Below are 15,370 nucleotides of genomic sequence, written 5' to 3' on the forward strand. Positions count from 1 at the left end.
GATTATTGTTTAGGTTGGATGGTTGGTTGCTCTATCGAACCTTCTTTGAATACGATGAAGGCTCGGCGGTTAAGGGCATTGGCCTCTTTGGAGCGCTTATTAATTGCCGGTTGCAGCTCACCAAACGATTTCACTTCCCATAAGAATTGCGATGGGTCGATTTTGGTTTTCAGATACTTCACCACTTCAGATGCCCGACGCTGTGCTAACTTCTCGTTGTATGACAGCGAACCAATTTGGTCAGTATGACCCGCAACAAGAATACTGCCCTGCAAACCTTGCAACTTATCAGTGAAGCTGTCTAATTTGGCTAAATCTTCCGGCTTCAGCTGTGACTTGTCGAAATCGAAGTGCGGTGTCATCGCCATGTAGATTTTGCGTTCCGGTTTTGGTGGCTCACAAAATGGCATTTCTTCATATTTTTTCGCTTCCTCGAACACCACAAAAGCACGGCGGTTTTCAGCACGATCCTGATCGGTTTTACCCAGCGCTAATGGTTGCGTTTCACCAAAATACTTCACTTCCCAGTCATAATGGTCTGGATTAAGTTTTTCTTTAAGGAAGCTCTCCACTGATTGAGCGCGACGCAGTGACAAGGCTTCGTTGTATTCCAGTGAGCCTTTGTAATCGGTATGACCAACAATGGTAATTCGACCGCTTAAGCCTTCGATTTCATGCACGAAGGCATTCAAACTCGTCGCATCTACGTCTCGAATGTTGTACTTATCAAAAGCAAAGTGCTCTGCCACAGCAATGTGAATTTCTCGCTCTGGCGCTAAACATTCGCTGATTAAGAATTTCGATACGTCCAAGTCGGTAAACTTGTCTCGGTTCTCTTGGCTTACGTAAGTATCGGTGGCGCAACCAGCGATAAGCAGCGTGCCCACTACCCCACCAAGAAGACGAAGGGTTGTTTTCATAAATTCCTCTCACTCATTCACGGATGGGGTTATAACTTACCAACCAAGTTGATGACTACGCCTTGTGCGTCGTAGTCATCATCGTTGGTTAAGTCGCTATCAAAGGCAGAGAAGTTGTAACCAATACCGACTTTGAAGTTGTTACCAATGTGCTTATTCACTGACACCAAGGCACCATGTTCCAACTCATCATTTAAGGTATCCGTTTTCCAGTGGTATTCACCGGTGACGTCCCACTCTTTCATCACTCGATAAGAAGCACTTAAGCCATACAGGTCAATGTCGCTTTTGACGATTTCGTTCTTACCGGATTCACGCGCAAAGACTTCTTCTTTGTCTTTATGTGCGTATTTCGCGCCGACATCCCAGTTTTCATCGATGCTGTAAATCGCTTCAACTTCGATGATTTGGCTGGTTTCATCTTGGTAATCCACATCACGGTCTAGTTGGTCATAATCCACAATGTAGGTATAACGGCTCAATAAGTTCAGACGGTCGTTGTAGATTGGACGGTATGCTAAGCCACCTGTTGCCTCGACAAAGCGCGCCATGGTCTCACCTGTGGTTTGACTCTCAGTAATCGAGTAGTTGTATTTACCAAACAAGGTGTGCTCTTCCGTTAATCGATGTGTGTAACTGTTGGTCGTCACGATCTGCTCCAGCTCTCGCTGTGCGACATCAGGATCGTCTTCGTTCTTGTCGACACGGTATTCCAGTTTGTGACTCAAGTTGATGTCATCCAAATCGATTGACGCATTCAAGCTGACAGATTGTCGTTCAGTGATTTGGTTTTCATCGTCTTCGATTTCACCTTGTTGATAACCAATGCCCATTTCGACATCGTCCGTCACGTCGTAACCAAATCCGTAGGAGTCGATACGGCCGTGGCCATCGTTTTCATCAACAAATTGGTTCTCTTGGTAGAAATCCACGCTTGAAGTCAGGTCAGCACGTTGGCCGACAATCACGTTGTTTTCACCTTCGTAGTTGTCATCTACGTAAGTGACATAAGTAGAGTGGTCGTCAGAGACATCATACGTCACCGTCGCTTCGGCAATTTCACCACGATCACCAGTGGTGTACTCACCGCCCAGTGATAAGTCTTCCAACACGCGGAACTCAGCCCCCACAGAAACGCTGTCATTATCGTCGTAGTCATCCGATTGATTCATGGTGGTTTGGCCTTTGACATACACGCTGTTATCGCTATCCCACATGTAATCCAAACGTAAACCCGCCAAGGTTGCATTACTTTGTTCATCGGCTTGGTTGAGCTCATCCACCTGTTGGCCTGCTGCAGATAGCTTGATGTTCTGAGTCAATTTGAACTGGGTTTCTAGCTCAATGGTCTCAGAATCTGTTTTCAGATTGCCATCCATGTCACGCTCTTCGTTGGCAGAAAAACGCGATAGCACAGCAATACGGTCAGTGGCTTGCAGACGTAATTCCGCCCCATACGCTTCTTGTTCAAGGTCGTCGCTGCTGCTTGCATAGCTGTAACCGGCATCTTTGTCTTTGTACCAAAGTTTGACGTCGTTACCGACCGCACCGAAGATGCTTGGTGCCAAGTCATACAAGTTCGCAACGGCTGTCACTTGAATGCTGTCACCTTCGCGGTCTTCTAGACTGTCACCAATCGGCGTAAACGTTAAACCACCATTGTACGAGACAAAGTTCGACTCGGTTTGTCGACCTTCACTGTGAGCGAATTCCGCTTTAATGAACGTTCCTTCCGTCGCACGAAGCGTTAAATCAGAGCCGTAAACTTGGTAGTTTTGATTGTCTTTCTCTTCCATCGCGTAGGTGACGCCAAGACCGATGTAGTCATTCACCCAGCCTTTCACACGGCCGCCGTAAGACATCGCATCCAGTGAGTCAGAGCCTTGAGGTACGTATTCGTAGTCCACAACCAGATAGTTTTCGTAATCGTCGTTGCCTTCAATCACGCTGCCGAAACTGTCAGACATGATGTTGTCTAGTGGCTTCGTCAGGATAATTCGACCTTGGTATGGGTCGAATTCATAGTCACGCCCCGGCTCTAGTGGCACTTCGTTTTGCGTGAGGTTATTTTCATCGACAACCTTAACGTAAACCTTGTCACTGCCTGGTACGGCTTCTCCATGACGCAAGAAGTAAAGCGAGCCACCTGTGCCCAAAAATTCATCGTGTGCGTACAGAGAATCCGCTTCTGCTGCAAAACCAACGATGTTCAATCGGTCTTCACCGTATTGAGTGGTATCGCGAGTGCGGTAGTCCGCTTTAAAGCCATATAAGCTGCGGTTGTAATCGCTGGTTTCTGTGCCTGTGACACCCGTGTTGTAGTTACCCCACAAGTACTGAGACTTGTCGTATTCTACATTTAGGTAGACTTTGCCCTTGGTATTGACCACTTTCTCGATGTTCGAGCTGTCGCCATAGTTGCCGTAGTACAACTCGTCATCGTCTTCCAGAATATCAAACACGTCTGAATCTTCCGATGCAAACGGATGCTTAAACATGTCTTTCAGTTCACTTTCTTTGGTGTCAAAGTGGGTAGTAATACGCAGCTTGTCACCAAACTTACCTTGGCCAAAGTACGCCAAACGACCTTGGTTGTAGATGTCGTTTTGGTATTGATCATCAACGCCAAGCGCTGCACTGTTGCCTGATACGTTGTTCTTACCGATGTACAAATCCGCCAAACCAGTTTGAGCATAGTAAGTGTCTGGGATACGCACGTAGAGTTGGTAACGGCGCTCATCGCCATTATCAAACACGACTTTGGTTGGAAATACGTACGCGTCGGTAGGTAGGTACTGCTCAGCGTATAAGTTGCCATCTTCAACGTCGAATTCGTCTTCACCAATGATGACTTTATCAACGCCTTTAAGGCCGGTACCAATAAACTTCGCCAGACCTGCGTCAGTCGGAATGTTGTGACGCATCAACTTAGCTTGGCCATAGCTGCGGCCTTTGCCTTCTTCGTCCTCGTTGTCGTTTCGGTCGATGTCCACTTCTGCATCCGGACGAATGAGATCCGTCACACCAACCGTAGTGACATCCATATTGCCATCTTTGTCCCATGCTTTTAGTCGGAACAACAGCTGGCCGCCAACATCAAACTGGTAGTCTACATCTGTAGCACCGTCCCAGTTGATGTCAAAATCGTTGGCCAACTTATCCCCTTCCAGCACGGCAATCGGCTCGGACAAACCAAAGTCGCCCACGCGATAAACTTCAAGTTGGTATTTTTTGATGTAGTAGCTGTAGTTAGTGGTAATGGTAAAACCAACGCTATCGCGCAACGTACCCTCTTCCACCTCCAGCTCATCACTGACGCTCACATCCAGCACTGGATCAAATCGCGTGATATCACGACTCGCCCAAATTGCGCCTTGGTCTAAATAAATACGCGATGCGTCGTCTTCTTGTTTTGGTGTTTCGACCGTGATGTCAGTGGTCTCTGACTCGAGTTTTTCTAGCTTGCTGGTATCGGCTGCCATGCCCATCATCGGCATGGTAGAAATAATACAGGTAGCTAAACGAGACTTGCTAAATACTTTCATACAAATTCCAGATACTGCTCCAATAACTCACTACTCTTGCTCGGTGTCTTTCGCTTTGCGATGAACACTGAAGTTAAACTTCGTGAGCTTATTCGGGGTAATTCGCAACACTTTCGGGTTTTCGCTCACCACTTCCATCGAAGTCGGTAACGAGTCAGTGTCTAACTTCACTAGGAAGTTTTTCCCTTTCTTATTCAGCACCCATTGGTCGGGCACGTGGTAGCGTCCGTACTGGTCTGTATGAATGACGATGCCTTCCACCGTCATCAACTTGACACCTGGTATCCCGTCTTCATAAACCCCTTTGTTCTCAATCACGATTTCCCACAAGTAGGCATCGCCATCTCGATAGAGGTTTCTTGTGACGTTAAGATTCTCGGCACTTAGGCCGTTCTTTTTGTCTGATTCATGAGCAAACTTGATTTGGCCTTGCGCATCAAATTCGATGCGTGAGCCACCGTCCGATGTGACGGTAAAATCAAAACTCTCACGAGTACGTGTTTTGAATTGAATAGCGACAGATTTTGTTTCAGAGATGGTGCGGTTTATCGAGTGGCCCCAAAGGTCACCCAATTCAACACCTTCTTGCACGGCTGAAATCACTTGACCATTGTCTTGCTCATCCTCAACCGGCAGCTCTTTCCCATCGCGGACGACGATTGTAGAGCCAGCGATGTAGTCCTGTGTAGGCAAGTTGGCAATCAATTCCACATCAAATGCCGTCGCGTCTGCTTGGAAACCGTCTTTGTTGTGGTCTTCAAACACCTTACCGATGATGGATGAGGTATCGAATACCTTATCTGGCTCTACGGTTACTTTGGCACTGTCTTCGTTCGATACCGCAAGGCCATCGACTTTCGATACCGCGGTGTTGATGTAGTCACCAAACGTCGCACCAACGGAAACTCGCAGTAGGTAACGAATACGCAGCTTCTCGCCCGGATCGAAGTTCAATGAGGTAAACAGCAACTTGCCTGTGTCTGATGGTTCAATCGTCAACACTCGGTCGTCTTCATTACCAAACTCACCATCTGGGCCACTCAACACCACTTCCGATGTATCAAAAATGTACTTGAAGCCGCCAGGGTAACGGTCTTCCACGGTAACGTTTTTGAAGTACGATTCGTTGTTGTTTTCTACAATGACTTCGTATTCGACGGCATCGCCCACTTGCGCGGTGTCTTGCAACGCCGCTTTTGTTAGCAGAAGTTCACCACTGTTATCTGGGATCTTCTTGATGTGCGTGGTCACGCTGTCACTGGTTTGTGTACCGTCGGTTTCTGTCGCGGTAAAAGTGTTAGTGATGTCGTCATCCAAACCTTTACCTAGCGTGCCCACAACTTCAAAGGCGAACGCATTACGTTTTTTCGACTTCAGGTTCACCGTTAAGTCCAAATCTTCGCTTGCTGGGAAGGTATGGCGGTCAATCACACTGCCGCTATCGTCTACTTCAACACCTTCAATGGTCCAGTCGGTGAAGACTTTGTTGCCCGCTTCATTTTGCAACTCACTGATTTCATCGGTTAGACGAACATTAGCTGCGTTACCATCACCTTGGTTCGTCACGGCTAAGTAGTAAGTCACGGAATCATCATCCGGTGTGTATTCCGGCTTATCAGAACGCTTCTCAACCACAAGTTCAGCAGGAACAGGTGGTAAATCCAACGCTGCGACTTGGTCTGCAGAACCTTGCACTGAGGTTGACGACGGCATCATGCCTTTTGAGCGCGCCATTGCAGCCGGATTCCACGTCAGATCTAAGTAGTAACCGAGTACATCAATGTTAGTCAGCATGTCTTCATTGACGGTCAACGTGAAGGTGTAATCAATCTTACCGCCCGGTGCGATATCAACGATGGTGAATAGATCTTTATCGTCTTCATAATCGCCCGGCTGAGTTTCAGCACCCTGCCAATCCGCCGTTAACGTCCAATCATCAAAGGCTTTGTCACGAGAACCATCGATGTAATCACCCATGGATTCACTGAACTGGGTATAGATAGCAACGTTCTTCGCAATACCGCGTCCAATGTTTTCAATCACTAGGTGATATTCCACTTTTTCACCCGGCACGTAATGTGGTGCGTCGGTATACAGCTCAGCTTGTACAACCGCACTCACACTCTGAACGGGAGGGCTTACCACATCACCACCATCGACTTGCGCGGTGTTTACAATGGCCCCAGTCGCTGAATCCACAACCGTGCCTTTCGCGCGGAATACCACCTTACCTTTTGGTGCAATATCCACGCTGTATTCTGTTGGGCTGACTGATTCGACATTGCTGCCTATGGTTTGAGATTCAACCTCAAGCGATGTTGAACCATCGACAAACGCAGGGCCTGTCGTACCATCGTAATAACCAACTTGGATAGACGACATGTCATCCACCACGCTCAAATCGGTGATGTAGTTATTCGAGGTGTTCTCGATGGTGATCAAGAACTCCAATTCTTCACCGGGTTCGTATTCGGTTTGAACGTTTGTTTTGGTGGCAACAAAATCGGGATCCATCGGCAGCATAATCGCTGTTGAATCTTGAGAAACACCGTTGTAAGTGACGGTTGCAGTGTTGCTGATCTCACCAATCGCTGTGGTACGGATCAGCGCTTTCACACGGAAGGTCACGGTACTCTCAGGCGCAATATCCATGGTTGCATTAATATCGTCGCTCAGCTCAAACGTTTTTGGTGCCACAACCGTGCGTTCATCCGATGATTCGTACGTCACTTCCCACAACATAAACGCCGATTCTTTATTACCACTGGTGGTGTCAACATCGATGTCGCTGATGATGTCTTTCAGTTCAACACCAGAAGCAAACGCCAATGACGTGTTACTCACCGTAATGTCGTAGTTGATCAGCTTCGTCACTTCATAGGTTGGCGTGTCTACCGATTTGTCGATGGATACCGTCGCGAGGATCGGTGTACTGATCGCACTTTTTTCTGTTGTATTCCCTTCAAACATTGTACTCGCGGTATTGGTGATGTCACCCGTCGCATTAGTTACCGTTGTCGCTTGAATGGTATAAACGATCGTATCTTCAGGAGCGATATCCAGCGTCTCTTTCAGATCTTCACCTGTTGTTGGTGCTGGAACTGGCGTTTCACCCGTTGTTGAAACCGCTGAAATCTGAATTGAACTTGGGTCAAACGCTTTTCCTGTGGTACCGCCAGCAAGTGTCGTTTCAATCGACTTCAGTGTATCTTCAATCTCGACGGCTTCCGCCCAACCTAAGCCGTTGTTCTTAACGGTCACGGTATAAGTCAGCGTATCACCCGGAAGGTATTCAAGCTTGTCGACTTCTTTCGCCAATGTGACTTGTGCGTCTTCAGGCAAATACGTCGCTTCCGCTGTGTAGTCTGTGCCATCACTGTCCACTTTAACTAGGTTAGTGATGTTGCCTTTGGCCTTGTCGTTAACGGTATTCGTCACAACGAAAGAGTAACTATCGCCAGGGTGGATACTGTAAGTCGCGCTATAACCCTGATCGGTATCGATCACGTTTTTACGAGCGTTCAGCAAAGGATCGCCACTACCACCGAGTACTTCATCACTGATCACCCATTTACCCGTAAAGGCTTGTGCTTTGTCGGTACTGTTCGCCACATCGGTCATAATGATATCGATGCGATCCACCAGCACTTGGTCTACCAAGTAACCTTCACCGACGTTAGTTAACGTGATTTTGTACGCAACAGGCTGACCCGGTTGGTATTTCGCATCCGGCTCTGCAATCGGCGTAGTCTCTTTGGTCAGTTCCAATTGGCCCGGTTTTGGTGTGATATAGCCTTGCTCAAGTCGAGCAATCTTAGAATCATCAAGGCCGTGTTTTAGGTATGCAGTGTTGGTGAATCGGCCAATCGCATCATCACGAACCTTGCCTTCCACGTGAATACGTAGAACGGTGTACTTATCTCCGCCGCCAGTGCCTGCGTCATCACGACCAGCCATTTTGATCGCTTCTGATGGCAAATCGATATCTGGATTCACGGCACCAACATAAGCATCCAGAGCAGTGAAGTCATTTGCCGTTGGATCACTTGGAGCAGAGTTAAACAGCACTTCGTAATCAAGCGTCCACTCTTTAAGTGCCGTCTGCATTGAGCCATCAACCGTTTCGACTTCAAAACTACTAATAATGTCACGCAGTGAGAATAAGCCGGTGTCTACATCATCATTGGTAATATCGATGTAGTAGTTGATGGTGCCACCCGGAATATATTCTGGAGTATCGGTCCACTTATCGATCAGGATTTTTGAACGCCCCGCCTCAAGCACAATGTCATTCGTGTCATTGCCATTCACTTGTGCCGTATTGGTAATCGAACCTGTTGCTGAAGCAGAAACGGTCCCCTTCACGTCAAATACGATGTGTTCGCCTGGGCGAAGGTCTACTGTGGCATTCAAAGGTACGTTGCCGTTGTAGTTACCTTGAACGTCGTAGGTTCCCGCAGGCTCAACAGCAATACCTGTGTTCCATTCAGTGAAGGCATCTACCCCATCTTCCGTTTTAATGTTGTTGATAGCATCAATAACACGAACGTCATTAGCAATGCTGTCACCCGTGTTTTCTAGGGTGACTTGATATTCCACATCACCGCGAGGAGCATAAGTACAGCCACTGCCATCACTAGAAGGAACCGAACAACTCGCGGAATCGCCGTCGGTATACTCTAAGGTCTTGAAGTAGTTGATTTCTGAAGGTTTAGGTGGAATTGGCTCGGACGAATCCGACTTACCATCAGCGGTCACTCGGTTCGCTTCAATCTCACCCAGTGCGTCGTCTCTTACTGTACCTGTCAGGTTAAAGGTCAGCGCTTCTCCAGCTGCAATATCCACTTCGATATCGAGATTACCGGCTACGCTGTAACCCGGAACATAGGTATCAATGTTCGCGTCGATACCATTACTCACCGTATGACTGATATCACCAGAGGCATACGCCGGTTTGGTTGTACCGCCAATAACTTCAACGCCAATATCGGTCACCGTATCTTGAATACGCACATCGTTTGCCCACCCATTTTCTGGGTTAGTAACGACGAATTCGTACTCCACTTCGTCACCAGGGATGTAAGTATCTCCCGAGGTGAAAGGTGTACCATTAATAGACACGACGCGTTTTTCCACATTGATGTTGTTCGCCAAAGGCAGCAATGTAGCCGTGCGGTTTTTGCCATCGTAGTTCGCGGTGTTTTGAATATCACCCAGTGCATCTTCGCGGATAGTGCCATGGACGGTGAACGTCAATGATTCCTGAGGGGCGATAACAATATCATTATCAATATCGATATTATTGCCATCGACAAAATCTACCGCTTCGGTAATTGAGTCCGTTGCCGCGTCTTTGACTAGGCTTACTTCCCAGCCAGCAACAAAAGGTTCACCAACCGGATCGTTACCCGCCGTCGAATTATCTTCCGCAATACGGGTTTGAATCGCAGAGATGGTGTCTTTTAGATGAGAGCCATACTCGGTGCCATAGCCGTTGTTTTTCAGCTGAATACGGTAGTAAACCTCACTCTCACCCGATGCTTGCGAGTAAGTAGTTTTTTCTGTACTGAATCCAGCGTCAGAGAAGGCTTTCTTATTGAAGCTGATTTCTGGGTCGGCCATAGAGGACGGAGGAGAAATCGCAATAAGTTCGTTACCATCGTCTTCATCAATAAACGCACGGTTACTAAAAGAACCCACCGCTTTCGGACTGATCTTCGCAAGAATCACGTAGCGAACATAAGGCGTAGTTAAGAAACCACCGAAGTCTTTGGCTGCAATATCAAAGTGGGTATTGATAGGATCTGTAATAGGTGTGCCTGTGACAATGGCACCATCTACATCTGGATCAGAGATACCAGAACGATCGGTGTCTGTCGTAATGGTCCACTCAACAAATGCAGGGCCTCGAGTACCGTCATAGTAATCTGTCTTAATTTCATCAATATCATCGCGAATACTAATGTCGTCAACGTGTGCTTCTGCAACGTTTTCGATCAGAATTTCATACTCAACGTAGCCACCTGGCATGTAGTGAGTTGCACCAGTTAGCTTGTTCCCATCCACATCGTAGTAAGCAAGGATGTTCTTCTCGTAATCGATCTGACGAACAGTTTGTCTGATTTCATGCGAGATATTATCGCCATCAACGGTGAGCAGGTTGACAATGTCGCCATTGGCTTTGTCATTGACAGTCGCAACCACTTCATATTCCAAGGTTGCCCCCATTGGAATATCAGCCAATACGTCTAGGTTAATGTCGCTAGAGGTATAAACATTGCCAGCACCTGCGCCTGCGTCGACGTACTCTTTATTATCACCGGTCGCCTTTGAAATTATATCCCAAGCAACGTATGCATCACCTGTACCGCCATCAACGAGATCTACCGTGATATCCTCAAGATTATCGACAATAGGAATGTCATCAGCATTGGCTTTACCATCATTCTCGATGATCAAACGATACGTGACGGTTTTACCCGGCTCGTAAACCGTTTCATCAGTGATTTTGTCAAAATTCAGGTGATAATCATTCGGAATAACAATGGTGTCACGATAGCTGATATCACCCACCGCATCGGGACGAATCATCCCTTTCACGGTGTACGTGACATCTTCTCCTTCATCGATATCAATCGTGGTCACAATGTCATTGTTGTCAGCGACCTTACCGTCTTTAGTACCATCTGTAGTGCCCGCATTCGCAAGATCACTTTTCTCTACACTTACGCTGAACTGATTAGTCTTTGTCGTCGGATCATAGAACGGGTTGCCCGTTGAGCCATCTTGCAATTGAACTGAAATACCATTAATCAATTCATTCACATCAACGTTATTACGGTAGCCTTTACCATCTTGTGAGGTGTACTTGAAGGTGTAGATCAGCTCATCACCTGGAGAGTAACGGTTGATGTTAGTGGTACGGAAAACATCACCATTGTTGTAAACCTGATGGTTTTCAGCAACGGCACGTTTGAAATACTCACAATCGGTCGTACAACCAGAATCTCGCATATCGAGCAGTAAAGCTTCATTTCGAATAACATTTAGATTGCCAGCTTCCACGCCATTAGAGACCGCATTATCTTTGACTAGAGCTTTGATCTTTATCGTCTTCAACTCAGTAGGAGCAAGAGATAAAGGAACTCTTACATCATTAGTCGATTCACTTCCATAACCGCTGCCAGTATCAACTAACCAGTGTTCAAAGGCTTGTTGAGTTGCAACATCTTCGACATAACCATCTTTGTCATTAGCAAGCGTTGTAAAAACCTTAGAGAGTTCATCTCTAAGCTCCACCTCTGCCACATTTTCTTCATCACTGTTCTTAACCAAAATCGTATATTCAAGGTACTCACCAGGCGTATAACGAACGACATCTGTCGTCTTTGTAATTGAGACATTGATATCAAACGCGCTGTCTTTATTGTCGATTTGAGCAGAAGAACTGTGGTCGCGGTCCGTCAATGGGTCATAAACATCAACACGGTTTGAAACTTGGTCGTGTGGATAATCATTTTTGACGATACCAGACACTTCATAATGCACCCACCCTCCCGGAGTGATATCAACGTCAGTATCGATGTTTTCGTTGTCTGAAACGTCACCGTAGCGTGAGCCTGGCTCATCGGTGTTTGTTGAACCTGTTATAGACCAGCTCGAGAAGAAGTTCAGCGCTTCGATGTCATCCTTAACGGTTGCATCATTGGCGTAACCCACTCCACGGTTGTAGATGTAGATATCAAACGTTGCACGCTCACCAACAATAAAATCGGTGTTTTGAGCGGTTTTCGCCACAACAAGATTTGGCTCGTTTGGATGCGTCGTGACTGAATCCGCTAGATTGATGTTATCTTCTGCGTCAGTCGACTTGACGGTTGCTGTGTTAGAGAACGATCCCCACAGGATCTCAGAATCAACACTGCGATCAAGAGTACCAACAATGGTATATTTGATGGTTACACCCGGTGGGATTTGAGCAATAACATCAAGATCGTTGTTATCAGAAAAGTCTCCTGCGTCAGCGGCTACTTTTAACCAAGGCGAATCTGCCTCAATGTCTGCTGAAATAGTCCACGAGGTGAAGACTTTCTTCATCGCACCAACAGGCTCCAGCAGTTCTGCCTCAATGGTGCTGATGTCATCTTTAATTTCGATATTAGAAGCAAAACCATTGCCTTCAGGGTTAGTCACACTGATGGTATAAGTCACTTCATTAGTCGTGTTGGTGTACCAGCTTTCTTCATCATTCCCATCTACGCGCTTATCCAGCACTAGGTAGTAATCACGAGGGTAAGAGCCTCGATCCGAATAAAGCTTGCCATCCACTTCAACTTCGTTTCGGATTTCATCATCCGCAATTGGGTTAACTACTGCAGCAATCGAATAAATAATGGTTTCTTTAGGGGCAACTGTCGCATTTACATCTAAGATGTTCTTATTGCTCTGATTACCAGCAATTTCGCCCGTAAAGCCCGGCTTACTGTTTGTGGAAACATTGCCATCCTCATCATAAGAGGTCGCCGTTACCACCCAACTTACGTAAGCTTTGGTTGATGTACCGTTGATAGAAATGGTGGTTACAGAAGCCAGATCATCATAAACAGGAACGTCGATCGCGTAGCCTTCACCGCTGTTTTCTACCGTGATGGTGTAGTTTAGGGTGCTACCTGACGAGTAGTAGCGAGAGTCTACTTCTTTTTGCACTTTTAAGTTTGAGTTCGGCATTTGCACACCAGACCCAATTTCGCCCAGGTTGTCCCCCAAACAAAGTCCCGCATCTGTGCCATCATCAACAATCTGACCGACACTGTCGTCCGCAACTCTTGCCGTCAACTTGTAACGAACATAACCTTCCGGAGCCAAATCGACTTTTAGGTCAATGTCGTCGGTGGTCCAAGCGCCATAGTTAAAAGAGCCGTAGTTAGAGCCTTCGCCACGGCTATCCGCGACTTCAAGTTTCCATTCAGAAAAAGCAGATCCAGACGAACCATCAACTTGCTCAGTGACGTTACACGCAAACTTATCTAGCACGATGACATCATTGGCAAAGTATTTCGAATCCGCGTTCGAGATTTCGATGTCGTAAACCACTTCATTCTCACCAGAAACGCCTGGCACATACGTCGTGTCTTTAGTTCGCTTGTTTCGTTTAATTTGGCTCGATGATGAATCGAGAACATCTTCCGTGTTTAGCGTATTTGCAAGCACGCCAGCTGAATCAGCGCCGCCTTCATCGTTAAGAACTTTCGCCTCCAACTGAGGGATCTTACCGATAGAAACGGGACTTGCATGCACCACAATGGAATAAACGATCTCTTCGCCAGGGTAGATAGACACTTTATCATTGAGTGATTTATCCGTTTCTGTACCAGACGCATGTAGCTCAGAGAGGCTGTTCAAGCCAATCGACACTACTTCATTGGTCCAAGTCGAGTAAGGGTTACCCGTTGTGTCGTCGGCGTTTTTGTCGTTGCTGATGTCGTTACCTAGATCCGACTTCAACGAGTCCATCAACTGCTGAACGGTATAGTTGTGAGCGATACCTGCTCCTGAAGCGTTACGCACTATGATGGTGTATGAGAAATCTTCGCTAACGAGATAATCGTCCGTTTTGTTTAGCGAGTGCGAGAGTGTGACATCAGCGTCTTTAGGCGGCGTTGTGATACCACCAGCTGATTGGTTGTCGTCACGTGTTTTTGCTTCAGCGCTGTCATTGATGATGTCGCCGACCAACGTTGAATCGATTTGACCTCGAATGGTATAAGTGACCGAACCACCAACTGCGATAGATACATCCTTCGCATCCAAGTTGCCGCTTGTTGAGAACGTCCCCGCATTACTCCCTGAACCCGAAGTAGAAGAACTGTTTGAGACAGACGTAAAGGCTGAAATCATTGCACCATTGATGTCTTCGGCCTCAATATCTGCCACAAGGTCGGTAACAGTCATACCTTGGATTTTTGCAGAGCCTGTATTTGATACTTTTAGGGTGTAAACCAGAGCTTGCCCTGTGCCATATTTATCAACCGACGCAGAAAGATCGATGCTGTGTTCATACACCACTCTCTGGTGGGTAGTTGTGTTTGAGTCTTCTCGTGAAAGCGCACCAGAGCGAACATTGGCAACGTTGCCAATATCGCCAGCTGCCTGCTCAGAAACGGTTGCTTTGATGGTGTAAGAAACCGTGCCGTTATTGCGAATTCGAACATCAGTGGCAGTTAGGTTGCCATTTCTGTCGTAGTCACCAGCAGAAGATAAAAAAGAAGCGGACGCGGAGAGCTCTGCGCTTTCAAATGCATTCACTGAACCGCCGGAATCACCGGAAGTCATGATATTCATGATCTCATCATTGACCTCTAACCCGGAAAGTGTGGAACCAGAGGTGTTGGTTAAGGTCAATGTATATTCAATCTGACTGCCGTTATCGTATTGGCCACTTACCGGTGACAACTGGACATCAAGCCCAGCTATATCCGCTTTCGCAGGCATAGCAATCAATACCATTAGGAACGACAAAAACGTACCACCTAGGGTGCGAATCAAACGACTAAAATCTTTCGACATGTTTACTTCTACTATCCAAATCAGCTAGTTAAGGAGAATTAAGATCAATCAAGGCGAATTAATCAGTAGAAAAGTTTAGCGAAGCAAATGTGATTACAGTCGGCATCTTTTGAGCGAAGAGTTTTTTAAATGCCTATTACGACCATGAAGAAAAACAATATGTAAGGCAGGATTTAAGGGGAGTAGCATTCAAAGCATTGATATATCGCTACAACTCGCCAAATCAGAACCAATGATTTTATAACTCTTTAGTTGATAAAAACTTATAAAATCGGTCAATAAGGAATCAATTTAAATCAGAAAGGGAAATTTTTGTTGACATGAAAGACTAGGAACGCG

Annotated in this window: 3 protein-coding genes; all 3 read right to left on the bottom strand. The window is 46.6% G+C overall.

Translation table 11 applies throughout. From position 1 onward, the window contains the following. Positions 1 to 2 precede the first annotated feature (2 nt). Genes C1S73_RS26170 through C1S73_RS26180 form a run of 3 tightly spaced genes read right to left on the bottom strand, consistent with a single transcriptional unit; the run spans position 3 to position 14,971 of the window. Positions 3 to 920, bottom strand: a complete 918-nt coding sequence (locus tag C1S73_RS26170; protein ID WP_038870373.1) for an OmpA family protein — start codon at positions 918 to 920, stop codon at positions 3 to 5. 29 nt (positions 921 to 949) lie between these two features. Then, entirely contained in the window at positions 950 to 4,465 is a 3,516-nt protein-coding gene (locus tag C1S73_RS26175; protein ID WP_038870372.1) for a TonB-dependent receptor, read from the bottom strand. Positions 4,466 to 4,495: 30 nt separating this feature from the next. After that, the gene (locus tag C1S73_RS26180) at positions 4,496 to 14,971 is read right to left on the bottom strand and encodes a DUF11 domain-containing protein (RefSeq protein ID WP_050566716.1); all 10,476 of its coding nucleotides are present in this window, start codon (positions 14,969 to 14,971) and stop codon (positions 4,496 to 4,498) included. Positions 14,972 to 15,370: the final 399 nt, after the last annotated feature.

Origin of the sequence: Vibrio jasicida 090810c, assembly GCF_002887615.1 — a bacterium.
Classification (GTDB): domain Bacteria; phylum Pseudomonadota; class Gammaproteobacteria; order Enterobacterales; family Vibrionaceae; genus Vibrio; species Vibrio jasicida.